Source organism: Pseudomonas sp. JE3303, assembly GCF_056312565.1.
Map to the genome: position 1 here is coordinate 97508 of NZ_JBWGIF010000011.1, position 26327 is coordinate 123834.

The 26327-nt window shown below is 56.4% G+C and carries 27 protein-coding genes; 11 read left to right on the top strand and 16 right to left on the bottom strand.

Features of this window, described 5'->3' with window-relative positions; all coding sequences use genetic code 11:
- The first annotated feature begins 123 nt into the window (after window positions 1–123).
- Window positions 124–441 carry a DUF2388 domain-containing protein gene (locus tag AC0ZZU_RS16705; protein WP_476342191.1) on the top strand — a complete coding sequence of 106 codons (318 nt, stop codon included), beginning with the start codon at window positions 124–126 and terminating at the stop codon, window positions 439–441.
- Between the two features lie 230 nt (window positions 442–671).
- A complete protein-coding gene (locus AC0ZZU_RS16710; protein WP_476342362.1) occupies window positions 672–2792 on the top strand; it encodes a TonB-dependent siderophore receptor in 2121 nt (706 codons plus the stop codon).
- Window positions 2793–3000: 208 nt separating this feature from the next.
- Here AC0ZZU_RS16710 and AC0ZZU_RS16715 read toward each other — a convergent pair whose 3' ends face one another.
- Together AC0ZZU_RS16715 and AC0ZZU_RS16720 are read right to left on the bottom strand one after the other, a co-directional pair.
- On the bottom strand, window positions 3001–3282 hold the full coding sequence (locus AC0ZZU_RS16715; protein ID WP_476342193.1) for a DUF3077 domain-containing protein: 282 nt from the start codon (window positions 3280–3282) through the stop codon (window positions 3001–3003).
- Window positions 3283–3284: 2 nt separating this feature from the next.
- Complete coding sequence (locus tag AC0ZZU_RS16720; protein ID WP_476342194.1) at window positions 3285–3542, bottom strand: hypothetical protein; 258 nt, start codon at window positions 3540–3542, stop codon at window positions 3285–3287.
- A gap of 181 nt (window positions 3543–3723) precedes the next feature.
- Here AC0ZZU_RS16720 and AC0ZZU_RS16725 point away from each other — a divergent pair, with 181 nt between their 5' ends.
- Window positions 3724–4029 (top strand): hypothetical protein, encoded by a 306-nt coding sequence (locus tag AC0ZZU_RS16725; protein WP_476342195.1) that lies wholly within the window; start codon window positions 3724–3726, stop codon window positions 4027–4029.
- Between the two features lie 289 nt (window positions 4030–4318).
- Here AC0ZZU_RS16725 and AC0ZZU_RS16730 read toward each other — a convergent pair whose 3' ends face one another.
- Both AC0ZZU_RS16730 and AC0ZZU_RS16735 read right to left on the bottom strand, forming a co-directional pair.
- Window positions 4319–5467, bottom strand: a complete 1149-nt coding sequence (locus AC0ZZU_RS16730) for a glutathione-independent formaldehyde dehydrogenase (RefSeq protein ID WP_476342196.1) — start codon at window positions 5465–5467, stop codon at window positions 4319–4321.
- A 764-nt stretch (window positions 5468–6231) separates the two neighbouring features.
- Window positions 6232–7404 carry a zinc-dependent alcohol dehydrogenase gene (locus tag AC0ZZU_RS16735; protein WP_476342197.1) on the bottom strand — a complete coding sequence of 391 codons (1173 nt, stop codon included), beginning with the start codon at window positions 7402–7404 and terminating at the stop codon, window positions 6232–6234.
- Window positions 7405–8677: 1273 nt separating this feature from the next.
- Between AC0ZZU_RS16735 and AC0ZZU_RS16740 the strand changes: the two genes are divergently transcribed.
- From AC0ZZU_RS16740 to AC0ZZU_RS16755, 4 genes are all read left to right on the top strand, one after another.
- Complete coding sequence (locus AC0ZZU_RS16740) at window positions 8678–9115, top strand: acetyltransferase (protein WP_476342198.1); 438 nt, start codon at window positions 8678–8680, stop codon at window positions 9113–9115.
- A 289-nt stretch (window positions 9116–9404) separates the two neighbouring features.
- A complete protein-coding gene (locus tag AC0ZZU_RS16745) occupies window positions 9405–10298 on the top strand; it encodes a LysR family transcriptional regulator (RefSeq protein ID WP_476342200.1) in 894 nt (297 codons plus the stop codon).
- Window positions 10299–10337: 39 nt separating this feature from the next.
- Complete coding sequence (locus AC0ZZU_RS16750; RefSeq protein WP_476342202.1) at window positions 10338–11234, top strand: LysR family transcriptional regulator; 897 nt, start codon at window positions 10338–10340, stop codon at window positions 11232–11234.
- Between the two features lie 106 nt (window positions 11235–11340).
- A complete protein-coding gene (locus AC0ZZU_RS16755; RefSeq protein ID WP_476342203.1) occupies window positions 11341–12102 on the top strand; it encodes an SDR family NAD(P)-dependent oxidoreductase in 762 nt (253 codons plus the stop codon).
- A 315-nt stretch (window positions 12103–12417) separates the two neighbouring features.
- Here the strand turns inward: AC0ZZU_RS16755 and AC0ZZU_RS16760 are convergent, their stop codons facing one another.
- A complete protein-coding gene (locus tag AC0ZZU_RS16760) occupies window positions 12418–13035 on the bottom strand; it encodes a TetR/AcrR family transcriptional regulator (RefSeq protein ID WP_476342204.1) in 618 nt (205 codons plus the stop codon).
- Between the two features lie 131 nt (window positions 13036–13166).
- On the opposite strand from AC0ZZU_RS16760, the gene AC0ZZU_RS16765 reads away from it, so the two are divergent.
- Together AC0ZZU_RS16765 and AC0ZZU_RS16770 are read left to right on the top strand one after the other, a co-directional pair.
- Window positions 13167–13607, top strand: coding sequence for a hotdog fold domain-containing protein (locus AC0ZZU_RS16765; RefSeq protein WP_476342206.1), 441 nt, complete (start codon window positions 13167–13169; stop codon window positions 13605–13607).
- A 241-nt stretch (window positions 13608–13848) separates the two neighbouring features.
- Entirely contained in the window at window positions 13849–14469 is a 621-nt protein-coding gene (locus tag AC0ZZU_RS16770; RefSeq protein WP_476342207.1) for a tyrosine-type recombinase/integrase, read from the top strand.
- A gap of 69 nt (window positions 14470–14538) precedes the next feature.
- Here AC0ZZU_RS16770 and AC0ZZU_RS16775 read toward each other — a convergent pair whose 3' ends face one another.
- Together AC0ZZU_RS16775 and AC0ZZU_RS16780 are read right to left on the bottom strand one after the other, a co-directional pair.
- Entirely contained in the window at window positions 14539–15435 is an 897-nt protein-coding gene (locus AC0ZZU_RS16775) for a LysR family transcriptional regulator (RefSeq protein WP_476342209.1), read from the bottom strand.
- 165 nt (window positions 15436–15600) lie between these two features.
- Window positions 15601–16593 carry a zinc-dependent alcohol dehydrogenase family protein gene (locus AC0ZZU_RS16780; RefSeq protein WP_476342211.1) on the bottom strand — a complete coding sequence of 331 codons (993 nt, stop codon included), beginning with the start codon at window positions 16591–16593 and terminating at the stop codon, window positions 15601–15603.
- 425 nt (window positions 16594–17018) lie between these two features.
- Between AC0ZZU_RS16780 and AC0ZZU_RS16785 the strand changes: the two genes are divergently transcribed.
- The gene (locus AC0ZZU_RS16785) at window positions 17019–17198 is read left to right on the top strand and encodes a hypothetical protein (protein ID WP_476342212.1); all 180 of its coding nucleotides are present in this window, start codon (window positions 17019–17021) and stop codon (window positions 17196–17198) included.
- 168 nt (window positions 17199–17366) lie between these two features.
- Here AC0ZZU_RS16785 and hmpA read toward each other — a convergent pair whose 3' ends face one another.
- A complete protein-coding gene (gene hmpA, locus AC0ZZU_RS16790; protein ID WP_476342213.1) occupies window positions 17367–18599 on the bottom strand; it encodes an NO-inducible flavohemoprotein in 1233 nt (410 codons plus the stop codon).
- 59 nt (window positions 18600–18658) lie between these two features.
- Complete coding sequence (locus AC0ZZU_RS16795) at window positions 18659–18961, bottom strand: hypothetical protein (RefSeq protein WP_476342214.1); 303 nt, start codon at window positions 18959–18961, stop codon at window positions 18659–18661.
- Between the two features lie 331 nt (window positions 18962–19292).
- Between AC0ZZU_RS16795 and AC0ZZU_RS16800 the strand changes: the two genes are divergently transcribed.
- Window positions 19293–19592 (top strand): hypothetical protein, encoded by a 300-nt coding sequence (locus tag AC0ZZU_RS16800; protein ID WP_476342216.1) that lies wholly within the window; start codon window positions 19293–19295, stop codon window positions 19590–19592.
- Between the two features lie 113 nt (window positions 19593–19705).
- Here the strand turns inward: AC0ZZU_RS16800 and AC0ZZU_RS16805 are convergent, their stop codons facing one another.
- The 7 genes from AC0ZZU_RS16805 to AC0ZZU_RS16835 all read right to left on the bottom strand — a co-directional run bounded on the left by AC0ZZU_RS16805 (window position 19706) and on the right by AC0ZZU_RS16835 (window position 26283).
- The gene (locus tag AC0ZZU_RS16805) at window positions 19706–20236 is read right to left on the bottom strand and encodes a hypothetical protein (protein WP_476342218.1); all 531 of its coding nucleotides are present in this window, start codon (window positions 20234–20236) and stop codon (window positions 19706–19708) included.
- A gap of 220 nt (window positions 20237–20456) precedes the next feature.
- A complete protein-coding gene (gene mdtD / locus AC0ZZU_RS16810; protein WP_476342220.1) occupies window positions 20457–21833 on the bottom strand; it encodes a multidrug transporter subunit MdtD in 1377 nt (458 codons plus the stop codon).
- 45 nt (window positions 21834–21878) lie between these two features.
- Window positions 21879–22712 (bottom strand): 4-hydroxy-2-oxoheptanedioate aldolase, encoded by an 834-nt coding sequence (gene hpaI, locus AC0ZZU_RS16815; RefSeq protein ID WP_476342221.1) that lies wholly within the window; start codon window positions 22710–22712, stop codon window positions 21879–21881.
- Window positions 22713–22722: 10 nt separating this feature from the next.
- Window positions 22723–23526 (bottom strand): 2-oxo-hept-4-ene-1,7-dioate hydratase, encoded by an 804-nt coding sequence (hpaH, locus tag AC0ZZU_RS16820; RefSeq protein WP_476342223.1) that lies wholly within the window; start codon window positions 23524–23526, stop codon window positions 22723–22725.
- Between the two features lie 17 nt (window positions 23527–23543).
- Entirely contained in the window at window positions 23544–24407 is an 864-nt protein-coding gene (locus AC0ZZU_RS16825; protein ID WP_476342224.1) for an alpha/beta fold hydrolase, read from the bottom strand.
- Window positions 24408–24443: 36 nt separating this feature from the next.
- A complete protein-coding gene (locus AC0ZZU_RS16830; RefSeq protein WP_476342226.1) occupies window positions 24444–25304 on the bottom strand; it encodes an alpha/beta fold hydrolase in 861 nt (286 codons plus the stop codon).
- 112 nt (window positions 25305–25416) lie between these two features.
- Window positions 25417–26283 carry a DNA-binding transcriptional regulator gene (locus tag AC0ZZU_RS16835; protein WP_476342227.1) on the bottom strand — a complete coding sequence of 289 codons (867 nt, stop codon included), beginning with the start codon at window positions 26281–26283 and terminating at the stop codon, window positions 25417–25419.
- Between the last annotated feature and the right edge of the window lie 44 nt (window positions 26284–26327).

The window sequence follows — 26327 nt, forward strand, 5'->3', positions numbered from 1 at the left end:
GGTTGCATCCCGTACAGGAGGTGACCGCCCGCTCACGCTGAATGAACTCCTCCAGCGCGAGGCGAATCATAAAGGTGTGTGTAGTAAATCCTTTTGGGCTTCACGCTTTTGGAGGACGCCTCGATGCGCCATAAACTGCTTGTTTCCGCCCTGCTGCTCTGTGTGCCCGTGGGTTCGGCATTCGCCGATATCCGCGCCAAGGATGTCGCCACCTCGGCCGGGGTTTCGGCGTCGCTGTATTCGACCTTCAAAGACGACAAAATGGTAATGCCCGCCCACGATGATCTCTCGAGCTTCGTAGCCAGTGGTGGCGCGATCCGCGGGGCATACGTGGAATCCGTGCTGCAGCAAGTGCGGCATGCCAATCCTGGCCTGCAGGCCAACGACGAAGAGCTGGCCAAGGCGATCCTGGCTCAGGATGAAGAGCAGGCTCATCACTGATCTTCTGCTGCCGATCGCGGGGATTCCCGCGGTCAGGTAAGCAGCTCTCTGCCCCGCTGCATTTCTTAGCGACCTTTGCTTCAGAGGCCCTTTGTTGAGCCTCAAAATCCTGACACAATGAATGCTAACAATTCTCATAAACATTGCTTTTATCATCATTGAGTCAGGAAACCTTCATGTCGCGCCTCCCTCCGCAGCGTTGTTTCAGTCTATCCCGCAATCTCCTGGCCATGGCCGTTTGCACGGCCACTCTGAACCCGGCCCTGGCCGATGACAACGGCGACACGCAGGAGACGGTCGGCGCAACCACCATAGAACTGGGCGCAACCGCGATCACCAACACACAGTTGGGCAGCACTACTGAAGGGACTGACTCCTACACCACCGGCGCCATGTCCACTGCGACCAAGCTGCCGCTGACCATGCGCGAAACTCCCCAGGCTGTCACCGTGATTACACGCCAGCGCATGGACGACCAGAACATGACCAGCATCAACGATGTGGTGCGGGCGACTCCAGGGTTGTTCCTCAACTTCTCAAACGGTCCGGGCCGCCAGTCCTACACCGCGCGCGGGTTCGACATCGACAACCTCATGTACGACGGCATCCCCAGCGGCTACAACGGCGTGTCGGTCGGCGCCCAGCCGAATCTGGCGATGTTCGACCGGGTCGAGATCGTGCGCGGCGCCACCGGCCTGGTGACCGGTGCCGGCAATCCCTCGGCGGCTATCAACCTGGTACGCAAACGGCCGTTGGCCGAGCAGAAGGTTACCCTGACCGGCGCCGCAGGCAGCTGGGACGACTACCGCGGCGAGATCGACGCCTCCAGCCCGCTGAACGACAGCGGCACCCTGCGCGGCCGGGTGGTGACATCCTACCGGGACGCCAACAGCTTCATCGATGACGTAGAGGAAGACCACGGCCTGTTCTACGCCGTCACCGAGGCCGACCTCAGCGAAGACACCACCCTGACCCTGGGCTTCTCGCATCAGAAGGACAAGACCAACTATTTCTGGGGTAGCTCGATGATCGGCCAGGATGGCCATCACCTGGACCTGCCGCGCTCCTACAACCCCGGTACCGACTGGGAAAACAAGGACCAGGAAATCAACACGGTGTTCGCGGAGATCCGTCAGCGCCTGGCCAACGATTGGCAGCTGCAGGTCAACGCCAACTACGCCGAACAGAATGCGCTGTTCTCCGGCTCCTACCAGTCGCGCTGGGTCAACAATACGCTGGCCCGGACCGTCTACCAGGCGGCCTACGATGAAAACCAGGCCGGACTGGACGCCTTCGCCAGTGGCCCCTTCCAGGCGTTTGGGCGCACCCACGAGCTGGTCGTGGGCGCCAGCAAGCGCATCTATGACATGACCACCCACAACTACAGCCCGTATGACACCAACTGGCCGCTGAATGCGGGCAAACCGGACTTCGTTCATACCGGCAACAGCCGCGAAGTCACGACCCAGGACGCCGTGTACATGACGACCCGCCTGAGCCTGGCAGACCCTCTCAAGCTGATCCTCGGCGGGCGCCTGGACTGGTACGACTACGACAACCGCGATGGCGACGGCGACTACAAGGTCACCCGCAATGTCACCCGCTACGCCGGCCTGATCTACGAGCTCGACGATCATCACTCGGTATACGCCAGCTACAGCGACATCTTTACCCCGCAATCCGAGAAAAACACCTCTGCTACCCCGGTCAAGCCGATCGTGGGCAAGAACTACGAGATCGGCATCAAGGGCGAATACTTCGATGGGGCACTGAACGCCAGCCTGGCGGTGTTCCGCGTCGACCAGGAAAACCGCGCAGTGCAGATCTTCGTACCGGACTGCCCGCAAGCGAGCTGCTATGAAGCTTCCGGCGAGATCCGCAGCCAAGGCATCGACGTCGAGCTGCAAGGCGCGCTCACCGAGAACTGGCAGATTGGCGGTGGCTACACCTACGCCCGTGTACACACAATCAAGGATGACGCCAATCCGCAGGACGTGAACCAGCGCTTCGACACGGACATTCCCGAGCACATGTTCAAACTGTCCACGACCTACCGCTTCCAGGGCCCGCTCAAAGACTTGCGCGTCGGGGGCAACGTCAGCTGGCAGAGCCGCTTGTACAACGATGTCGAGCTGGCGGATGGCAGCAGCTATCGCCTGGAACAGGGTGCCTACGCGGTCACGGATCTGATGGCCGGGTACCGGGTGAATCGGAATCTGGACCTGCAGCTCAATGCCAACAATATCTTCGACCGCAAATACTATTCGGCGATTGCAAACTCGGTGGATTATGGGGGTGACAGCTATGGGAATCCGCGGAATCTGATGCTGACGGCGAAATACAGCTTCTGAGTTGAGTTCGCGCAGGGACGCGCGACTTCGCCGATCGTTCGGGTGAAGGTAGCCTTGAAGCCTGTTCTGCGCCTTCGTTCACCATTAAATCAAGGCTGCCTTTCCACTGGCAACCCCGATCCACAAGCCCGCCATCAGCAGCGACCACCAGACAACCTACATCCAGTAGTCACTGCCCTCCCGAGAGCAGCCGCCTCGATCTCTTCCCCTAACCATCCCCTCGAGCCAACCCCATCCTCACATCCTCCACCAACGCCCGCCCCATTCCCGACAGCAAATGCGCAGCCCAAACCAACGTCTCATCCTTCTCCATTACCCCCACAAACGTCAGCCTATGGACACATCCCATCATCACCGAAGCCTGCTCCAGCGCGTAATCAATGGGCATCCCCTGGGCCACTCTGAACATATCCGGCGTTTGCTCGCCCTCGGCACATTTCGCAATGCCAGGCGTACACCCAAGTGATTTCTTCTTACCTTCTTCCGACATGATCAACCCTCCCCCTGTGCGCTACGACGCGCCTGTACCTGCCCAAGCGCCAACTCAACAAGACTGTGTGCAGCATCAATCTCATGCATCACGGCCAACGTAAGCACCTGCTCCCCCGGCTTTGCCAGCTGCTGCACCGCCTGCTGCGCAACCGTCAGCGCACAGACGAGGTACTCCGAGGCCTGGACCAGGGTGTCTTCTATGGATTGAGGGGATTTGATGAAACCGGAAAGCGGTGGATCTGGGACGATCTTGAGCATGTCTCTCTCCAGCAATGGTGGAGCTGCCGCTCACCTGCTGTCAAACAGGAGGGTGGCAGCTGTACGCGGGTTGACAGACCGAGATTGCTGGCACTCGGCGCACACGAGGTGCCCCACGTACAGCCGCCATAGCGGCGAAACATGTGGTCAGCAATACACGGTCTGTCAAAACCGGTCGTTGATGGGCAACGACGTGGGGAGACTAGAACGCTGGTTGCGACCACTGCAACGGCTTTCAGGCCGTGGGAGTATCTTTGGGAAATGGACTACAGGGAAGAAGGAAAATCTGAAGATTTGGGGATTTTTTAGGCTGATTTTGGTGCGATTAGCGGTGGGAATAAACATGGCGTTTGCTGGTTTGCTCTGCCAGATCGATTATCGCGCCAACCTGCTTGCTTCAATTTGCAAAAAGAGACGGGCGTTTCGGGTAATGCTGCAGCACCTATTGGCATGGTTCTGCGGCGATCGCCTTCGTGACAAACGCTGATGCCACAGGTATCAGCGACGAAGTTGATGTGGCTACTACCTTCCACGACTGTCCGCTTTGGGGATCGGTTGCAGCCGCTCGCGACCGGGAGCTTTCGACCCAAAGCGGCCATCCGTACTGTCTTATGATCCCAACATTCAACCAATAGCTGCGCCCGAAAACGCGCTTCGATCTGCGATAGTTTGTTGCTAACATAAAATTTTTCGCCGGCAATGTTTCACGCTCCCGCACAGGTGTTCGCCGTACGGTCGCGTGGCTTTTTGCGTTAGGCAAATGACGCGTTGCTTCGCTAGGAACCAGGGTGCAGGACTACTTTTGTCCAACCGTGATCGCGCGCGTCAAAGTGCTGGTAGGCATCCGGCGCCTGGTCCAGCTTCAGCTCATGGGAAACCACGAACGATGGCTTGGCACGGCCCGCGTGGATCAGGTCGCGCAGTTGCCGGTTATAAGCCTTGACGTTGCATTGGCCCGTGCCAATACGCTGCCCCTTAAACCAGCACATGCCCCATGCAAACTCGATCATCCCCTTTTTCGCCAGTTCGTCCGGTCCGCCCGGGTCCTGCGGAACGAACACGCCGACCACGCCAATCCCGCCAGTGAATTTAACCGAGTTGACCAGGTTGTTCATTGTGAGATTGGGATGCTCGTGCCGATGTGAAGAATGATCGTGGCACTGATAGCCGACGCATTCGCACCCTACGTCCGCGCCTCTCCCGTGGGTCAACTCCATGACCCGTTGCACTGGGTCTTCATTTGCATAGTTGATCGCGACCGCGCCGATCGATTCGGCCAGCTTGAGCCGGTCGGGATGGCAGTCGACCACCATTACGTTGCAGGCTCCCTTGATCATCGCCGAGTGCGCTGCCATCAGGCCCACGGGGCCGGCGCCATAGATGACCACGCTGTCTCCGGGCTTCATACCGGCCAGCTCGGTCACGTGCCAGCCGGTTGGGAAAATGTCGGCGCACATCACGTAATCGGTCTGCTTCTCCTCCGCGTCCGGCGGCAGTTTCAGGGCCATGAAGTCGGCCCACGGCACCCGCAGGTATTCGGCCTGCCCGCCCGCCCATGGTCCCATGTCGGCAAACCCGAAGGCGCCGCCAGCCATACCGGGCTCGTTTGCTCTCAGGCAGTAGGCGGTCAGGCCGCGTTCGCAGTTCTTGCAATGGCCGCAGCTGATATTGAACGGCAGGCAAACCCAGTCTCCAGGCTTGAGCCGTTCGACCGCCGGTCCCACTTCCAGGACCACGCCAAGGTTTTCGTGGCCGAAAACGCGGCCCTGCTCGAAATCAGTTCGGCCTTCGTACATATGCAGGTCGGAACCGCAGATGTTAGTGGTGGTAATCTTAACGATGGCATCCGTCGGACGCTCGATTTTTGGATCCGGAACGTTTTCGACAGCAACTTGGTTGGGACCGCGATAGACAACAGCTTTCATGATCTTCTCCTGTGAACCGCCAGGAAATAGTCTTCATGCATGAAAGGGCGCAATACGGCGTCCCGGCGGTTTTGGTGAAACCCGCACGCAGTGCTTGCGGGATCATTTACCAGCTCAGTGTGCCCGGCGCGCAGCCAAGGCACTTAGAGCTTGGCCCCCTTACAAACCTTGTCAAGTTTTTTGGTCTATATCTGGAGATCGGCGACATACGGCGATTTCGATCGTGACCTTTTGATTTGCACAGTAAAAAGGTCGACACCGTATGCTCGATCCCGCAATTGAATTCAGTCTAATACTTTTGGGTTGAGCGCCAATAGAGGCGCAGAGAATGCATAGTTTTTCTATAGCGAATTCTAATGATCAGCTGAACTTCCCCCCCAGTCCCATAGGTACATTCGAGTGTTCGCTCTTGGTCTAGGCTGTGTGAAACATTTCCAGCGCGTCCGGTGGCCTAGATCGGAAAAAAAATCGCGCATCTACGCAAAATCCATATTTGTTGCCCGGCCGCTAAAGTTCAGATTTGAGGTAGACGCGCGCCTCCAATTTTAGTGAAGCGTTTTCACACAGCCTGGACCTGTAGCGGACGGTCGCAAAGGCAGGAATGGCCGGCAGTTGCCCACCACCCGGGCTGTAGGACGCGGGTCAAGACTGGCCGGTCGCTGCGATGGGACGCTAGAGGCTCTAGCCTGGGGAACAAACTTTGAAACGACGCTTACCGGACCCCACGCTCACGGGCAAGCCCGTAACGTGGGGAGTGGTATCACCTAGGGCTTGAGCACCACCTTCACGCAGCCGTCTTTCTTGTCCCGGAAGGTGTCGTACATTTTCGGGCCGTCTTGAAGACTCACGGTGTGAGTGATGACGAAGCTCGGGTCAATCTGGCCTTCCTGAATGCGATTGAGTAGGTCATCGGTCCAGCGGTTCACGTGGGTCTGCCCCATCTTGAAGGTCAGACCCTTGTTCATGGCGGCGCCGAACGGAACTTTGTCGATCAAGCCGCCATATACTCCGGGAATGGACAACGTGCCAGCCGGGCGGCACACGTACATCATTTCCCGCAGCACGTGGGGGCGGTCGGACTCCAGCATCACCGCTTGCTTGACCCGATCGTAGACGGAGTCGAACGAACGAGTCGCGTGGGATTCCATGCCTACCGCGTCGATACATTTCTCTGGCCCCTTGCCGCCCGTAAGCTCGCCCAGGCGGTCCAGCACACTTTCTTCATCAAAATTGATAGTGATGGCGCCACCGGCCTTAGCCATGGCCAGTCGCTCGGGCACGTTGTCTATGCACACCACCTGCTTGGCCCCGAGGATCACCGCGCTGCGCACCGTGAACTGGCCTACCGGGCCGGCACCCCAGATGGCCACGGTGTCGGTTGGTTGGATATCGCACTGCACGGCGGCCTGCCAGCCGGTGGGGAAAATATCCCCAAGGAACAGTACTTGCTCATCGGTAAGGCCGTCCGGGATCAGCACCGGAGTGAAGTCCGCGTAAGGCACGCGCACGTATTCGGCTTGGCCGCCAGGGTAGCCGCCAGTCAGATGGGTATATCCGAATAACCCAGCAGTGGTGTGGCCGAAGGCCTTATCGGCAAGGTCCTTGTTACGGTTGCTGCGCTCGCATACAGAAAAGTTACCCCGGCGGCATTGATCGCATTCACCGCAGCAAATTGTAAAGGGAACGACCACGCGATCGCCAATCTTAAGCTTCTTGTTGGCAGATCCCACTTCCACCACTTCACCCATGAACTCATGGCCCATGATATCGCCATGCTTCATGCCGGGCATGAAACCGCCATAGAGATGCAAGTCCGATCCGCAAATGGCGCACGAAGTAACTTTTATAATGGCGTCTCGGGGCTCTTCTATCGTGGGGTCAGGCAAATGGTCATCACAACGGATGTCTTTTTTTCCATGCCAGCGTAACGCTTTCATAGTATGCCTCCTGGATCGGGCCGGTGCAGTAGCCACGGGACAACTTCATTGCACCACCTGCGCTCGTTAGGTTAAGCGAAATGCCCGCAAGTTCCAGTCGGATATGTCTGAACCATCTAAATACTTGATAAACGGCTGCACGACAGCTCTGGTTATTTCTTTATGCAATGAATAAACCAAGTGCGCTAACGCTTTATGGAATATGGACAGCGTATGCTTCAGGCGAAAGGGGACAGTGGTGAGCGGCTGCTTTCAGCCAGAGCTAGACTCCGCGTAACTATAAAGGTCATTGAATCTAGAGTTGAGTCCGCTAATGAATAAATGAGTCTTCCACCGCTAATAGGAAATATTCGAGATGGTAAAGTCAATTGGCAGCGTCTTGAACACTTGGATTACGAGTTGCTTGGTCATTTTTGTCCTGCCACCTCATAATTGAGCACTAACTTGATGAGTATCTAAAAACTTGGCATCCAAAATTCGACTGGGGCGCATCAAGGCAGACTTTTGGGAAAAAAGTTTCGCTTCTTGCTACGGACGATTACCCGGAGAAATACAATTCCATTCCCGCAATCAAACACCTGAACAATCTTCGAAATAAGCTTAGTCATAATATCGAATTCAAGATGACTAATACGGACTTGCTTCCGTTGTCTCACTACCTGAAGAAGTGTTGCGGGCCAGAATTCGAGCAAGCAACCGAGCCGAGGAAAATTTTAGATCTCTTTACCTCGATCCTATGTGTTTGGTTTGCTTCCGGCATAAGCTCAACAGCTGAGCAAACACGACACAGCAGGGAATGAGTGCAGTTCTCTTACGGCTGCCGGTCGATTTCAGCAGGCAGCTATAGGATGGTTCCTGCCGTATCTGACTGGCAGCTTTGGGTCTAAATCGGACAGTGGTGTCCGACCGCTTGCAACCCAAAGCGGCCTTTGCCAGAGGAAATTCAGGAACTCTTTAGCGGGGAATAATGGTAAGCGTCCGGGTAAGTCACCGTTAGCTCCTGATGGCCAAACGAACCGTTTTTACCGTCGCGCAGGAGGTCCCTACCGGCCCACCAACAACTGTCATGCATGCTTCCATCAGCCCAGCCGTAATTTTTTATTGACACCCTGAAAGCCTCTCAGTATCGTCCTTCCTCCCTCCTTTCCGGCTACCTTTGCCGTGAACCGCCCAGGCGTTAACTCGCGAAGCGGTCATACAAGTTGCCGACACTTATACGGTCGCTATCTACTCGCGCGCCTCATTTCCGATATCAAGTGTAAAGGATGATTCTATGATCATTCGTCAGGCTACTAATGCCGACCATCCGCAACTGCTTAACATTTGGCTGCGCTCCGTTCGCGCCACACATCACTTCCTGCAAGAATCCGATATTCAGGCCTTGCTTCCTCAACTCCGCGATATTTACCTACCCGCTGTTGAATTATGGGTTGCGGTAGATGCCGAGGACTGCCCGCTAGGGTTCATCGGGCTCAATGAAAACCACGTAGAGATGCTCTTCATCGAACCAGATCTGCGAGGGAAAGGGATTGGCCGCGCACTGCTGGATCATGCCCGCGGTTCGCGCCGTCAGATCAGTGTAGATGTGAATGAGCAGAACCCCGACGCTGTAGGGTTCTACTTACATTACGGGTTTATTCAAACAGGTCGTTCTCCGCTGGATGGCGAGGGCCGCCCCTTCCCCTTGCTCCACCTGAGCCTGCCCGGCTAGAGCTATAGTCGTGAGTCGCTCCAAAGCTTCTGCTTCGGGGCGATTAAAAATCAGCTCGCCCGATATTGAAATCTTTGGTTTGCCATGGCTTTTGGGGGTTGCTGAACGTCCGTAAAGGATCGAAAGCGGCCGGTCGTGGATGGCTGCTTTCGACCCATTGCAGACATCCAAATCTCTCCGGTTCCATGGCGTTAGCATGGATGCCCGCTGCATGGGTTGATCGTCGCAGAGATGATTTCTATAGGACGACAGGAGATAATGGCGGGAACTGCATAAGCCGGACTCATCAATGGCACGCGACAAATTCAGCGACCTCGTCGTATTTCTAGCAGTGGCGCGGGAAGGAAATTTTACCCGTGCGGCGGCGAAGCTTCGCGTTACGCAGCCAGCGGTGAGCTACGCAATACGTGAACTGGAGTCTCGTCTGGGCGTACAGCTCGTTGTACGCAGAACACGAAATGTCGCGCTCACGGAGGACGGTCAACGGTTGTTTGATCGTGTTGCTCCAGAGATCTCGGGCATCGATGCCGAGCTTGACGCTCTGAGTGACCTCCGCGATCACCCAACCGGAAAAATCAGAATCACCGCCATCGATTATGCGGTCAGAAGTACCCTGTGGCCCAAGCTCGTCAACTTTCTGCCTCAGTATCCAGACATACAGGTGGAACTCGTCAGTGAATACGCCAGCGTTGACATCGCTGCACAGGGTTACGATGCCGGCGTGCGATTCGGCGAAGCGTTAGCCCAAGACATGATCTCCATCAGGATTGCCCCGGACATCAAAAATACGGTGGTTGGCTCCGCTTCATACTTTTCTTCACACGCAATTCCATCCACCCCCAAAGACCTCATCGATCATCGCTGCATCAATCTGCGCCTGGCAACACATGGTGGACTGTACGAGTGGGAGTTCTCTAAGGGCGACCAGTCAATAAATACGCGGGTTGATGGGCCTGTCATCTTCAACAATGCCTACGACATCCTAGAAGCGGTCAGGGCGGGATTTGGCTTGGGCTATCTGCCTCAAGACCTGGTGGAGGATGACGTGGCGAGAGGCCGCCTAGTATCGGTGCTTGAGGACTGGTGTCCCACTTGGTCAGGGTTGCACTTGTATTACCCGAATCGCAGGCAACCCTCGCGCGCAATGACTCTCCTTATCGAAGCCCTGAGGGAGCAATCATGAACTACTGCCCGTTCAGACACCCTCGCAGGGATGACAAAAATGGCTGGTGAGCATTTGCGCGAAGTTCTGGCGTTCCTGGCTGTTGCCAGAGAACGCAGCTTTACCCGCGCGGCAGCGCAGATGGGGGTATCCCAATCGGCGTTGAGCCACACTGTTCGCAACCTGGAGGAGCGGCTGGGACTGCGGCTGTTAACGCGCACCACTCGAAGTGTATCGCCAACGGAAGCCGGTCAGCGTCTCATGCAACGGGTCGCTGCCAGGTTTGAAACTATTGACGAGGAGTTAGCGTTTTTCGAGAACAGGAGCATCGCTTCGGAGAGCCGACTGCGTATTTCCACTCCGGAGTTCGCGATGAAAACTTCATTGTGGCCCAAACTCGTGGAGCTACAGCACCAGTACCCAAAGCTTCACATCGAAATGATGACGTCCGAATCAAGAGACGGCCTACCGGACGGCTACGACGCGATGATTCGCTGCGGTGACCTGGTCGTCAAGGACATGAAGACGGTCAAGATTTCTTCGGAGCACCGAATGGCAATCGTTGCTTCACCCGGCTATCTGGCAGGTCGCAAGGTACCGATGACACCGAATGATCTCGCTCAGCATCAAGGTATCAACACTCGCTACCCCCCGGATGGCCCTGTAGAGAATTGGACGCTGGCCCACAGAGGTCAGCAGAGGAAGATTTCTTTAGAAAGCCCATGGACATTCAACAGGGACTCGGCAGTAATTGAGGCAGCTATTTCCGGCTGTGGTCTTGCATACCTTCCAAAGCCCTTGGTGGAGGAGCATGTAAATTCCGCCCGGCTGGTCAGCTTGATGGATGATTGGTGCGCCCCCATCCCGGCGTTTCATCTCTGTTATTCCGCGCAAAATCTTGCTTGCGTAGCGCTCGATCTGATTGGGGCGGTCCTATCTGCCAAACTCTACGATTAATGAATTTTGCTTATAGTCATAAGCTGATTCAGCATGAATACAGTATGAGACGCACTTGTTAGGGTAGACGTCGAGAATATCGATGACCTGATGAGGTGGATAAATTATGAATTTGTCATTCGCTAACAAGGTGGCTCTGGTCACAGGCGCTGCTATGGGCATGGGCTTCGCTGCCGCTCGTAAATTTGCCGAGGCCGGTGCGACGGTGGTTCTGGCTGATCGCGATGCCGAGGCGTTGCAACTGGCTACTGAAGAACTTGAAGGCGCTGGCTACAACGTGCTTGGCATTTGCTGCGATGTCTCGGATGAAACCCAGGTCGCCGCCATGATCCGCCAGACTGTAGATGTATTTGGCCGCCTGGATGTGGCCTTCAACAACGCCGGAATCCAGATCGCACATACCGATGCTGCGGACGTGTCTAAGGAAGACTATGAGCGGGTAATGGCAGTCAATTTGAATGGTGTGTGGCACTGCATGCAGCACCAGCTGCGTCAGATGCAAAAACAGGGTAACGGGGCCATTGTTAACTGCTCATCTTTAGGTGGGCTCGTCGGTAATCCGGGCTTCGCCGCTTATCATGCCGCCAAGCATGGTGTGATTGGCATGACCCAGACTGCTGCGCTGGAATATGCCTCGCGCGGCATCCGTCTCAACACCGTCTGCCCTGGTGTAATCGATACCCCCATGGTCTCTAACATGCTGTCTAATTACCCCGATGCCATGGATGCCATCATCAAGAAGCAGCCCATCGGAAGGCTGGGGGGCGCGGAAGAAGTAGCGGCTGCGGTACTGTTTCTTTGTAGCGATGCTGCAAGCTTCATCGTTGGCGTGGCTCTGCCCGTTGATGGCGGTTATACCGCAATCTGAACGCCTGCTATCTGGCGCTCGGTGGTCTCCCACCGACGCGTCGGTCGTCTTGTTCAACAGCTGATATGACTGCGCGCCGTCGTCGGTCATGTACAAGGGGTTGCCCAAGTTCAATCTAGCCTCAGCTATGGGTCGTTAGCAGCCTTTTGCGACTACCGCAAACGATCCAAGTTCGCCTTTTGAGATGGGTGCAGATCGGCCTAAAGCGGTCGGTGAGAGACTGCGCAGAATGCCGCTTATGGCAAATCTTAGGATAACCAGACTGCCTTCCGCTTGGCGCTGCAAGCGGTAGGGAGTATTGCTTCCGGATGTTAGCTAGCCTTGCGCGAGCGAATTCCAAGCAGCTTGGGCAAGCAGGGCACGATGATGCTTTGGGCTGGTTTTGACCCGGCCTGAGAGCCAAGCTCTAGAATAATTTTCTGCTGCACCTACGATCAGAGAGGGTATGAGTTCAGCCGGTAGGTGGTCAAAAAAATCCTTTCGACCATCACTTCCCATCCATTCCACTAGCTGTCTATTACGCTGCTTATTGCGCGAAATCAGTTCGTCTTTGAATGGCCCGCTCGAAACGGCAAATCGGCTGTGGAAAACAAAACGGGCCCAGTCTGGCTGTTCATCTACCCAATCTACGAAGCTGTAAACCAGCGCCATAACCCCAGATTCCGCCGTCTGGGCCTTTTCTAGATAAGCGTCCCTTAGCGAAGCTTGATCCTCCAAGGCTGCAAAAAAGAGAGCGGCCACCAGGCCTTCTTTGTTTCCAAAATGGTGATAGATGGCCCCTACGCTTGTCTCGCAAGCAGCACGGATGTGTTCAATGGTGGTGGCTTCGATTCCTTGTTCGTTGAAGCAAGTGAGTGCCTTGCGAAGGATGGTGCGCTTAAGGTCGCTACGCCTTCCAGGATAGGTACGCTCGATCAGATCAGGTGATTGCATGTGAAAAACGCCAAATGAGCAGATTTATAGGTTCGTGAGCCAAGCCCAGAAAAGCTCAGCTTGACGCAATGCAATTTTACAGAATATTGTTCCGTCACAGAATAATATTCTGTTTACTTTGAGGAGTTTCCATGAGCCAAGCCCTAAGCATGTTCAACAGCGTAGGCCCTGCTGCGTTCAGCAACCTGGCCTGTCAGATGGTCCCCTATTTCAGCACGATATCCCCAGAGATTTCGGAGCTAAAACCCGGCCATGCTGTCGTGAACGTACCGTTCCGCAAGGAAATCACCAACCATCTCGCCTCCGTCCACGCCATTGCGTTGTGTAACGCAGCTGAGTTGGCGGGAGGGATGATGACCGATGCTTCAATTCCCTCAGGAGGTAAATGGATTCCAAAAGGTATGACAGTTGAATACTTGGCTAAGGCAAAGTCGAGTATTAGAGCGGTTGCAGATGGCAGTGAAATTGACTGGGAAACGGCTGGTGACAAGGTTGTTCCTGTCGACGTATTCGACGAAGCAGGCGTAAAGGTCTTCACAGCAAAAATCACGGTGAACGTGAAGATAGGCTAAGGCGTGAGTCGCATAGCTTCGGAGGTATGCGACGACTCATCCGGGCCTGATGGTAACGGCTCTACGATGCCGTATGAGTCTGTCGCAGGTATTCAATTATCTGCGACATGACATGCGACAAATGTGGCATTTAGACGGAGAAATGTTAAACCGGCACCTGTCACGACTGACCGGAAATGGCCGGTTAGCGACCGTTGCCCTGGTTAGCCATTCTTGTTCTTCCACACGTGGAGGACATGTCATGAAAATCATTGCTACCGGCAGCCGTCAGCCTTGGAACAAAGGAAAATTGGTCGGGCAGAAACCCCCGCTGCGACTGAGAGACATCTGGGCCATCCGAGTAAGGCTTCAAATTGCAGAAAGAACTCGGGATCTGGCTCTCTTCGATCTGGCCATCGACAGCAAGCTTCGAGCTTGCGATTTAACAAAGCTCCGGGTGCGCGACGTTGCCCACGGCGAGCACGTATCATCACGAGCGATGGTGATGCAGCAGAAAACGCAGCGGCCAGTGCAATTCGAGATTACTGAACAAACACGGTCTGCTGTCGCAGCCTGGATACGTCAGGCCAAGCTACGCAGCGAGGACTGCTTGTTCCCTAGCCGACTGCATACCTCTGACCACCTATCCACTCGGCAATACGCTCGTATAGTCAAAGGCTGGGTGAAAGCCATTGACCTTGATCCAGCCATGTATGGCACTCATACGATGAGACGTACGAAGGCATCACTGATCTATCGCAGGACGAAAAATCTGCGGGCGGTTCAACTGCTGCTCGGCCATACGAAGCTGGAGAGCACCGTTCGATATTTGGGGATCGAGGTCGATGACGCCCTGGAGACGGCGGAACAGACCGAGGTTTGATTATGCATAGCGACGGTTGACTTCAAGCCGTCGCTAATCGACCCAACGCTGACGTTCGATAACCGACCCCTAATGCCTTTCCTCCTGGAACAACGCACTCACCCACTCGACAAATACCCTCACATTGGGTGACAGATGACGGCGATCTGGAAACAGCACGGAAACTGTCTTCGGCTCGACAGGAACATCCGGCAGAACCTCCACTACACGCCCGCTATCGATGTATCGCTGCAACGCCGGGCGCAGCCCCTGTACCATCCCGATCCCCGACAGTGCGCAGTGGAGCAACGCTTCGGCATTGTCGACGACGATGCCGCTGCGCATCTTTACGCTAATCATTTTACCGTTGGCCCTGAATCGCCAAGGCATGATCTGGCGGCGCTGCTCAACAATGAAGTTGACTGCCAGGTGCGCCTGCAAATCATCCAGCGTACCGGGTAAACCATGTTTCTTTACGTAGGCGGGAGCCGCACAGGTCACCAAAGCAACCTCGCCGATACGTTTGGCAACAAGGCTCGAATCATCCAGATCACCGAGCCGCACGGAACAATCGATGCCTTCCGCGATAAGGTCGTTCAGGTTGTCAGAGGTTGCCAGAGATATTTCCAGGCCAGGGTAGCGCTCCATGAACTCGGGCAGTCGCGGGATTATCACCGCGTGACCGAGTACGGTCTGCATGTTGATCCTGAGCTTGCCTCGCGGCGGACGAGTCGGCGAAAACCAGTCCAGTGTGTCCGCTAGTTCAGTGAGTAATTTCAGGCTGCGTTCGTAGAACTCATCGCCAGCGGGCGTGGTGTTCACTCTGCGCGTGGTGCGGTGTAACAGCTGCACTCCCAATTCGTACTCGAGATTCTGGATGAGCTTGGAGAGTGCCGGGCGATGTACATTGAGTGCCTCGGCCGCTTTGGTATAGCTACCATGCTCAACCACCGCCACGAACATTTGCATGGCTTCGATCAGGTTCATCGCCATCTTCCAGTTACCTGTGCATTGGGTCAGACGTACTCTGCACTGAGGACGATAGCGAAGCTAGGCTCCCCCTCTCAGACACCAAAACAAAGTAAGCCATCAGTGCTTGGAAGCAAACAGCGATGGCGTACGGCAGCCAGTCTGACTGCCGCAGGATGTTATTTAGTCAACCACGACGACGATCTTGCCGATCTGCGCATTCGACTCCATTCGGCGGTGTGCTGCCGCAATTTCACTGAGCGGGAAGACCTGGTCGATGACGGGCTTGAGCTGACCACCTGCCAAGCCTTTGGCAACGAAGGCCTTGGCATTGGCCAGCTTTTGAATATCCGTGGTGATTTCGAACAGCTCGTAGCCGCGCACGGTCAGGTGTTTGCCAAGAATGTCGAATACCGGAACCGGGATATCGCGATGATCGAGAGCGCCGTACTGGAAGAAGATCCCGTTGTTGGCCATGGACTTGATCAGCTTGGTTGCCTCGGGGCCACCAACCGGATCGAAAACAATACGCGCACCTTTGCCCTCGGTGATCGCTGCCACCTCGGCAATCAGGTCCTCTTCCTGGGTGGCGATGACATGTTTTGCACCAGCATGCAGCAACGCCTGACGCTTGGCACTTGTGCGGGTGAGGGCCACCGGGATGGCTCCCTGCATGTTGGCGATCTGGATCGCTGCCAGGCCGACACTGCTCGACGCAGCCGGGATAAGCACGGTTTCGCCAGCCTGTAAATTGCCGTACTCAATCAGGGCACCATATGCAGTAACAAACATCATCCAGCTGGCTGCTGCCTCCACGAAACTGAGGTTGGACGGATGCTTGGCGACAGCATGCGCAGGCGCATTGACGACCTCGCCATACATGCCGTAATCAGCGAAAGAGAACGCCGGCACGACGCTAACTACGTCACCGGGAACAACGTCGCAGACGTCACTGCCAACCGCGCGGACAATGCCGGCCGCTTCATAGCCCAGCTTCGCTGGGAACTGGGGATCAATCACGTACTGCCCAGTGCGGTACATGATTTCTGCACGATTCAAACCGATAGCTTTTACTTCGATCTGAACCTCGCCGCTTTTCGGCGTGGGTACCGCGACTTCATCGAGGATCAGAACATCAGCGTCACCGGTACGGTGAAAGTGAACAACCTTGGGCATGGCACACCTCATTAACGGCAAGGGATAACGGTTCCTTCTTGAAGACCGTGTTGATCCTACCCACCCTCTTGCCTGCGATAGAGAGTTAATCGGCTCATAAATTGGTACTCAAGAAGAACCAATCCCTAGCTGATCGGCAAACAGAAAGGGCACGGAGAAGATATGGTTTTTCTCAAGCTCGACCAAGGGGAAGGCTATGAAGATGGATCTCAAAGTGCCGCTCCTGGCTGATTGTTTTGCGCCGCGAAGGGCAGCCATGGGTCGAAAGGGGTAATTCGCGACCGACTGCTTCCGACCCACAGCAACCCGGTTTTCACGCGGGTGGGCTGACGCGGGCGTATCAAAAAACTGTGCGCTATCGGTATCGCCGATTCTAGCGGCCTCGGCCTACACTGCTTTCATCCACCACCAGTAAGGGGAATCCCATGGAACTGCAACAAGTAAAAACGCTAAAAGAAGCGCAGAACGTTGAGGAGGCGGAGAAACTCATTTCGGAGGGATGGAAGCTGCTGTCGATCATTCCAACGATCCGCCCCAACGGAACATCGCTGCCCTGCTATGTGCTCGGGAAGCCCAAGGAAGTGAGCGAGTCGAGCATCCGGTAGCTGGAAGTTGCGTGCTGCGGCCTGCATGTACGCGATGACTGGCGCCTCGCCTGGATCAGACGCTCGTTGTCTGAGCGGTAGGCGAGAATGGCATTGTCTGCCGGGCAGCAAAACAGCCGCTCCCGGCCTCTGCCTTCAATGATCCACTTTGCATCGCCATATCACTGCCTACGCATCAAACACATCCGGCCCAAACACTTCATAGTGTATCCGCGACTCCGCCACCCCCAGATTCATCAGCACGTCATGCTGGTGCCGCATGAACGGAATCGGCCCGCAGATATAGTAATCCGCATCCGGTAACAGGACCTGGGCGCTGATGCTCGGCAAATCAACCTGCCCTGGGTAGTCGTAGTCCTTGCCCTGCACATCGGTGGGCAGTGCCTCGTCATAGAAGACAAAAAGCTTCAGATTGGGATGCGTGTCCGCGGCGCTGCGCAGCTTCTGCTTCATTGCCTGTACGGAACTGTTTCGCGCAGCATGGACAAATACGACCTGACGCGACGGTGAAAGCAGAACCCTTTTCAACATGCTGATCATGGGCGTCACCCCTACCCCGCCGCTGATCAATATGACCGGTGAGCTGGCATGCACGTCGATGTAGAAGTCACCGTAAGGGGCCGCTAGCTTGAGGTGATCACCTACATTGATCTCGGCATGCAGAAGATTGGACACATGGCCCGCAGGCCGTCCGGGAATTGCATCTTCGCGCTTTACCGAAATGCGATAGGTATGTCCGTTAGGCATGTCGGACAGGCTGTATTGGCGGATTTGCTGGACCCCGAGTGCAGGCACCTGAACAGCGACGCTCGTGTACTGCCCAGGCTCGAAATCAATCACAGGCTGGCCATCCGCCGGCTCGAGGACGAAGGAAGTGATCACCTCGCTTTCCTGGTTCTTTTCCCGGACGATGAAGTCGCGCCACCCTCTCCAACCGCCCGGCGCTTCGGCCGTATGCTCTGCCAGCTCGCTTTCCATGCCCATCAGCAAGTCGGCCAGGTTTCCGTACGCTTGCGCCCATGCGGAAATGATCTCGTCCGTAGCGGCTTCCTTCAGGACGTCCTTGATAGCCCACAACAGATGCTCGCCGACGATAGGGTACTGTTCGGGCCGAACGCCCAGGCTGGCGTGCTTGCCGGCGATGCCCCTGAGGACCGCCATCAGGCTTTGCGGATTATCGATATTCGCGGCATAGGCGTACACCGCCCGTGCCAGCGCTTCTTGCTGCTGGCCCTGCTGCTGGTGAGCAAGGTTGAACAGATTCTTCAGCTCGGGATGCGCGAGCAGCAAATGCTCGTAGAAGCGCTGGACAATGGCGGTTCCATGTTCGGCCAGGACGGGGGCCGTTGATTTGACGATATCCTTGGTTCTTTGAGTGAGCATCACGGTTCTCCGGATCAACGAAAGAGCGACTTCGTCACGTTTTCGGTCCCAGGTGCGTGATCTCTGAAGAGCATGCGCTACCTGGATCCGCCAGCGGTCCTACGAGAAGTGCGCACGCCTTTGGTCGCGATATGGCGAGCATAGTCGACGCCCCATACCAGAGCCCGGGTCATCGACTCGCCCGGGCGCGAAGCGAAGGCTTCCTCAAGCACGGGCGCGCCCGAGGGAGAGTAGACGCCGATGAACATCTGCGTGCTTCCTACCCGAGAGAGCCTGACCTGTACCTCGATCTCCGTGCCATCGTCCATTGTTTCGTCATGCACGCGATGATGAAGGGTGGGATCTGACCACTGCCAGAAAATGGTGCCACGAACTCTCATGCCGTTCTCCTACGTCATTGTTGTAATTCAGGAGGAACGGTCACCATGACGCGGGTGGAAAAGGAAAGCGACCCTTTCCAGCCTGAAACGAGGTTAATCCGGATCGGCGGCCTGGAATCCTGTACGGCATTACTGGCTCTGTAGAGCTTTGAATCGTATTACGAAAGAGGAGCAGCCCGTGACTGGGAGCAATGGCCAACACCTTCGAGGTTGATCCATCGTCGCGCTATCCTGGAGGTAGTGGATGACGCCGTTGAGCAGCCGACGCCGGGAACAACCCATTGCGGCTTCAAGTCTGACCTGTACCGACTCATTGAAAAGGTACAGCGCGATGGACGAGATGATCACCATGGAGCAACTGGCTACCGCCGACCTTGGATCATTCAACGAGATATGGCTCGACGGGACTCATCTCCACTTATGCCTGTGGCGTGCAGAACAAGTCTTTACCCACGAAATGCTCAGCGAGGGCACCCACGACCAGAATGTCCGGCGCCTGTGCTTGAAGCTGGTCGATCCTGACGAGCAGGCTGCAGTGGCCAGCGTTGAGATGATCGCGCGTGAACGGCTGGAAAAGATGGGGAGGAAGGGCGAGTTTTATCCCGCTGAGAAGGTGGACACTCATCAATGATCGAGATTGGCCCATCGTGCCCGTGCGGCCACCTACGGCGCTGGAGAGGCTAGGCGCTGAGGCGGGTTCGCAGCAAGTGATGCTAAAGAGTGGGAGGCTATGCCGGTCGGGTATCAGGCGTCATCCGAGGCTTCGATAGTTTCTGCCGGCAGCGGACCAAAGAACATTCGTTTCAGGCGCTGATGACCCATCACACGTGCCAGCTCCGCGAGTACGCAATAGATGAATATCAACGTGATCAGCAAGATCTGAACGGCCCAGAAACGAGGCCAGTTCATTGATGACCATAACAGCGTGTTCGCATCGAGAAACCCGCCTGCGTCTTTCCAATAGTCGTAGAGTCGTTCCAGGTAATGAACGACCAGCGCGACCAGGGCATACATGAGTGTTTTCCAGGCGACGTTCCATATCAGCGGCTTATCAGGGAACCGGTTGATGAAGGGCAACATATCGGCAACCAATACAGACTTACCCAATACCAGAGCGGCGATCAGCACTGACGCTGAAACAGGCAGTTCCACCCCCGACCCCTTGATCATGAGCGCGCGAATCAGGACAACGATGTGCAAAATCACGAAGAAAAATAGTGTCGGGGGAAGCACCTTCATGAACTCATGCTTGATTTTAGTCATGACCGTTTTCATGGCGGCGTCCTCGTCGAACCCTTGGCAGGAAGGGATGTAAGGGTAGATGACGCAGACCCAGCGTCACGTGGCCAAGCTGATCCTGCAAAGGCACAGCAGCCAGTCGATCCCACCCGAGCGGGGATTTCGAAAGGGACGGTGAAGGTTCACTGGCACAACATCTGGTGTTGAGGCGCTAGCAGGCCGGGCGTTTCACTGCCTTCAACACCAGGTCGGCAACCTATCGAGTGAGACTACCGACGGGCCTCGTTAGAAACATTATCGTTGAAAGCAGAGTGATCGTTCCAAGGCAAAGGTACGTACAGGCGAATGCATCCATCAAGTCCGTACGTGGGTAACTGCCAGAGCTCGGGTTGAAGATAGCAAGCAACGCGCCAGCCAGAGACACAGACATACCGATGGCCAACTGTATCGTCACAGACATCAAGCTGGTGCCACTGCTCGCTTGCTGGGTGCCCAGGTCAGTCAGGGTAAAGGTCCCCAACGCCGTGTACTGGATGTAGTTGGAGACCCCTATCAAGCTCAGTAGCAGTAACAGCCATCCCAGGTGGGTGCCGGCATCGACCAGCGCCATCATCGCCACAAGAAGACCTTGGGCGAATGTATTGCATACCAGCACAGTACGGTAGCCGAAGCGCCGAATCAGCCAGGCCATAGCCGGCTTGGTGGCCATGCCGGACAGCGTCAGAGGAAGCATGCTCATACCGGCAACCGCCGGTGAATAGCCCAGCCCTACCTGCATCATCAGCGGCGTAAGAAACGGCATGGCCGAACTGCCTAATCGTGATAACAAATTACTGAGGATTCCCAGACTGAAGCTGGTCACCCGAAAAAGCGATAACGCAAAGAGTGGATGATGATGGCGAGAGGCATGCCACATGTAGAGACCCAGGGCGAGCAACGCGCTCAGTAACATCCAGCCCGAGTGCACCGCCATCGGACGTGCCAGTCCTTCGAGCCCGAAGATGATCGAAAGGGTAAAAGCGCCGAACAAAGTGAACCCAACCGCATCGAATCCCCAGGACTGTACCGACCGCAGCTCAGGCATCAAGCGATAGGCAGCAATAGCCCCGATGACCCCAATCGGCAGGTTGATCGCGAATATCCACCGCCAGGTGGCGTACTCGACCAGCCATCCTCCTATGGCGGGGCCGATCAGAGGGCCCACCAGACCAGGTAGAGTGATGAAGCTCATCACGCGCACCAGGTCTTCGCGTGGAAAAGCGCGGAGCACCACCAGTCGTCCGACGGGCATCATCAGCGCGCCGCCGACGGCCTGGATGATCCGCGCCAACATCAACCCGTCATAGCTGTTGGCCAGGGTACACAGCAGGGAGCCGCTGCAAAACAGCACGATCGCGCTGAAAAAGATGCGCCGCGTCCCGAACCGATCGGCCAGCCAGCCCGAGGCCGGGATCAGGATAGCCACGGTCACCAGGTAAGCCAGCAACAAGCCATGCATGCGCAGAGGATCCTCACCCAGATCCCGGGCCATGGCAGGTAACGCCGTGTTGAGGACGGTGCTGTCCAGCGCTTGCATGAAGAATGCTACTGCTACCAGCCAAGGCAGGAATCGGACGGTATTAGGTTCAAGCATGAGTCGCGCGCATCACTAGGTGTGCTCCTGCCAAGGCAGCTCGGATCAGTAACCCGAGCCGCTGGTTGCATGGGTATTTCCATCGTCCTTGAATCTGGCCAGAAGAGCTTTCGCGGCACTGTTAAGCAGCGAGGTGTCCACGCCCACCGCAACGAATTGTGCGCCCAGTTTCAGATAGTGCTCCGCCAGCGACGGGTTGGCGCAGAGGATGCCGGGGGCCTTGCCTGCCTTGCGAATTCGCACGATGGCTTCGTCTACGGCAGCGCACACCTCGGGATGCTCCACCTGGCCTGCGAGCCCCATTGATGCTGCGAGGTCCGACGGACCGATGAATACCCCATCCACCCCTTCGGTGTTGGCAATGGCGTCAAGGTTGTCCAAGGCTTCGCGGGTCTCTACCTGCACCAGCAGGCAAACCTGCTCATTGGCTTCCTGGATGTAGTTGCTGAAGCGGTGCCAGCGCGAGGACCGGGAGATACCACTCCCCATGCCGCGGATCCCCTGCGGGGGATAACGCATTGAACGCACCGCTGTAACGGCCTGCTCAGCCGTATCGATCATCGGCAGGAGCAAGGTTTGCGCGCCGATATCCAGGTACTGCTTGACCAGCGTGGCATCAGCTACCGGCAGACGTACTACCGGATGGCTACTGGGCCCGCCCGGCACAGCCTGGGCAGCGCTGGCGATAGCTTGGAGCTGACCCAGGGTGCTGCGCAGGTCGTTGGGGACATGTTCGTTGTCCACCAACAGCCAGTCATAGCCCACGCCGCCGAGAATTTCAGCCGCGTAGCCGTCAGCCAGGCCCAGCCACAAGCCAATTTGCTGGCGACCTTCGACCAGCGCCTGTTTGAAGGGGTTGTGCAAGCGTGGTGCGCTCATGGTGTTCCTCTCAGACAAAACGGAAGGAGATACTGCCCAGAGGGCCATAATCGGCGTGAAAATGATCACCGGCCACGCCTGCGACAGGGCGTGTGAACGAACCGGCCAGAACGACTTGCCCTGCCTCCAGGAACTCACCATAGTGCGCCAGCTTGTTCGCCAGCCAGGCCACACCGGTCGCCGGGTGGTTGAGCACTGCGGCGGCTACACCGGATTCTTCGATCACCGCGTTCTTGTAGAACAGCGCACTTACCCAGCGCAGATCCACCGCATCGGGCTTGACCGGTCGCCCGCCGAGTACGACGCCGGCGTTCGCGGCGTTGTCGCTGATGGTGTCAAAAACCTTTCGTGGGGCCTTGGTGTTGCGATCGAACTGCTCAATGCGCGAATCGATGATTTCCAATGCCGGCACCACATAGTCAGTAGCCGCCAACACATCGAACAGCGTTACATTCGGTCCTTTGAGCGGCTTGGCCAAGATGAAGGCGAGTTCGACTTCAACGCGTGGGGCAATGAAACGGGCCACTGGGATATCGCCGCCCTGGTTGAAGAACATGGTATCGAGCAGCGTGCCATAGTCCGGCTCGCTGATCTGGCTGCTGATCTGCATGGCGCGCGAAGTCAGACCAATCTTGTGGCCTTTCACCACCTGACCCTCGGCCAACTTGAGCTGCACCCAAGCGCGAGAAACGGCATAACCATCATCGATGGTCATCTGTGGGTATCGTTTGGAGAAATGCTCCAGCTGCACGCCTTCCTGTTCAGCGGCGTGCAATTGGGCAGCCAGTTGGCTGATAAGGGTTTGATCAAGCATGGGGAGTCCTCGGGCACTCAAGTGCGCAGAAACTTGATGACGGCGGCGTTGAATTGAGCAGCCTGTTCGTAATGAGGCCAGATGCGGGCGTTGGCTAATTCCAATAATTCAGTGTTTGGCGCTAGCTCGACGATCTTGTGCGCATTCTCGACGAACATGTGCTTGATGCTGATTGCAGCTACAACCAGCAGCGGCGTTTGCAACTGCCGCCACGTGTCATGACTGAGAAACTGCTCGGGTTGCGCTGAGCTCATCATGTTGCTCATGCGCTGCGGCAGGTTCTCCCCGCGGTAGCATTCCAGGCGGGTACTGATCAGATCATCCATCAGGCTCGAGGCAGGGTCGAAAAACAGTGCCGAGACAATTTTCTCGACGTTTTCCCAATTCAGGTTTTCGGTGGCTGCGCCGCGACGCTCCTTGACACCAGAAATGAACTGACCGACCTCTTCTTCGTTCACCACGATTGCGCCCGGCGATACCATGACCACCTTCTCAACGCGCTCGGGGTGGTGATGAGCCATGTGCACGGCAATGGCTGAACCCAGTGCGACCCCAATGAACGAGGCTTTCCTGATGTTCAGTGCATCCAGAAAGTCTTTTACATGAGTGCGATACACACTGGGGGTGTACGGGTAGTTCGGTGCTTCGGAAAGGCCGTTGCCCAGCATGTCCACGGCAATCACCCGGAAATGCTCGGCCAGGGCCGCGATATTGGCGCAGAAATACTCAAGGCTTCCGGTAGCACCATGCAACAGGACGACCACCGGTGCGGTCGGTCTACCCGCTTCCAAGTAACGGGTGCTCACACCTTGGACGTCGACCCACGCAAGTTGATGAGGTGTGCGAAACAGGTATTTCCAGATACTGCAGTAATCGTTCATGACATATCGCCTAACAGGCCTGCGGCGGCAGGCGCACTATCGAGTGAGAAATTTGATACTCAAGGCGTTGAAAGCATCAGCTTGTTCAAACTGAGCCCAATGATCGCAACCCTGCAGTTCCACCACCTCTCCATTTGCCGCAGTCTCTGCAATCGCATACGCGTTTCGAAGGAACATGTTCGGCGCATCCACCGCAGCAATGCAGAGGATCGGTTGGCGCAAGCGCTTCCATTGTTCAACCTTGAGATCCTGGCCGCCCAGACTGAAGGCCAACAGGCGTGGCATGGCTGCCTGCATGCGCGGGTCTTTGTAGATATCCAGGCGGATGGCGATGAGGTCGTCTATCAGATCGTCGGGATTGAGCATCAGCCCGCTCATGGCGGTGCGTACAGTCTCCCAGGTCGGGGTGCTGGCCGCAGCACTGCGGCGCTTGCGCACGCCCTCGGCGACCCGGCGCTCTTCCTCGGCATCCATAATGATCCCGGCCGGCGCCACCATGATCATGCGCTCTACCTTCTCTGGCTGACTGAAGGCCAATTGCGCGGCTACCCACGAACCGAGCGATACCCCGACCAGCGAAGCGGAAGATATATTGAGCGCTTCCATGAAGTCACTGACATGGCGGGCATAGTGTTCAATCAGGTAATCATGATCGGGCTTGTCGGTAGCACCACAGCCAAGCATGTCGATGCCATAAACGTGGAAATGCTCCGCATACGCCGCATAGTTGGCGCAGAAATTTTCAAGGCTGCCAGCAGTGCCGTGGAGCAGTATCAGTATTGGCCTGCCGGGAGTACCGGCCTCGAGATAGCGAGTACTGACGCCATTGGCATCGACGAAACCAAGGCGATGGGGAACGCGGAACAGGTACTTCCAAATGCTTTTATAATTGTCCATGGCGACCTTGCAACTTCCGAACACCGGCCTCAAGACGCGGTGTTCAACGAATGGGATCAGGCAGGTTGAAGCACCCCGACAGTAGCCATGGGTCTTCGCAGAGGCAATAACTTCAACGTGATTCGTGCACGGAGTGCACGGAATTTACCTCATGCACGATTGCATCATGCGGATGCTCACTCGGGCCCTGCTGCCAGCTGATCTGAATTTGATCGACCGCATCACGCAGCATCGGCAAATAGCGTTTGGCCGCGTCCTGGATAGTCATGGCCTTAGCGACATACACCAGGCTCAGGCATGCCAGGACCTGTTCGCCTTTGAACAACGGCAAGGCGATCGCAGCAATGCGTTTTTCCGACTGCCAGTGGGCATAGTTCTCGCCATAGCCCGCTTTGCGAGTGTGCTCAATCAGGCGGCGGATATAGGTGTCATCACGGGCCAGTGTGCCCTCTTCGTCCGCCCGCGCTCGCAGCAGATCAAGCACCGCCTCACGCTCCTCATCAAGACAGAAACTGAGGTAGGCCCTCCCCACGGAGGTGTACAGCATTGGCAACCGGCGCCCGACCATGGCCTGGTTGAACGAGAGACGACTGAACTTGTGAGTAGTCTCACGCACCAGCATGGCGTCGCCGTCCGGCGTGCAGAGGTCGGTAGGCCAGTGAACCTTCTGAAGCAGACTGCCCAGCACCGAGACGGCCTGAGAAGAGATCCACTGCTCATCTCGGAAGCCTTCGCTCAGCTCACGTACCTTGAGCGTGAGCTGGTACAGCGAATCCTCGCTGGCATGTCGTCTGATGTAGCCCTCGTGCTGCAGGGTTTCCAGCAAGCGGCGCACCGTGGTGCGATGCAGCCCCGTCAACGCGCTGATTTCGTTGATCGACGCGGCACCATGGGCACGGCTCATGGTGTTAAGTACAGCGAGCCCACGCATCAGGCCCCGTACGGATTTGTACTCGGCTTCTTTTTCTTGTTTTGACATGACGTATCACTTTGTAAGTGTGCACTTGGTGCACCAGAAGCAGC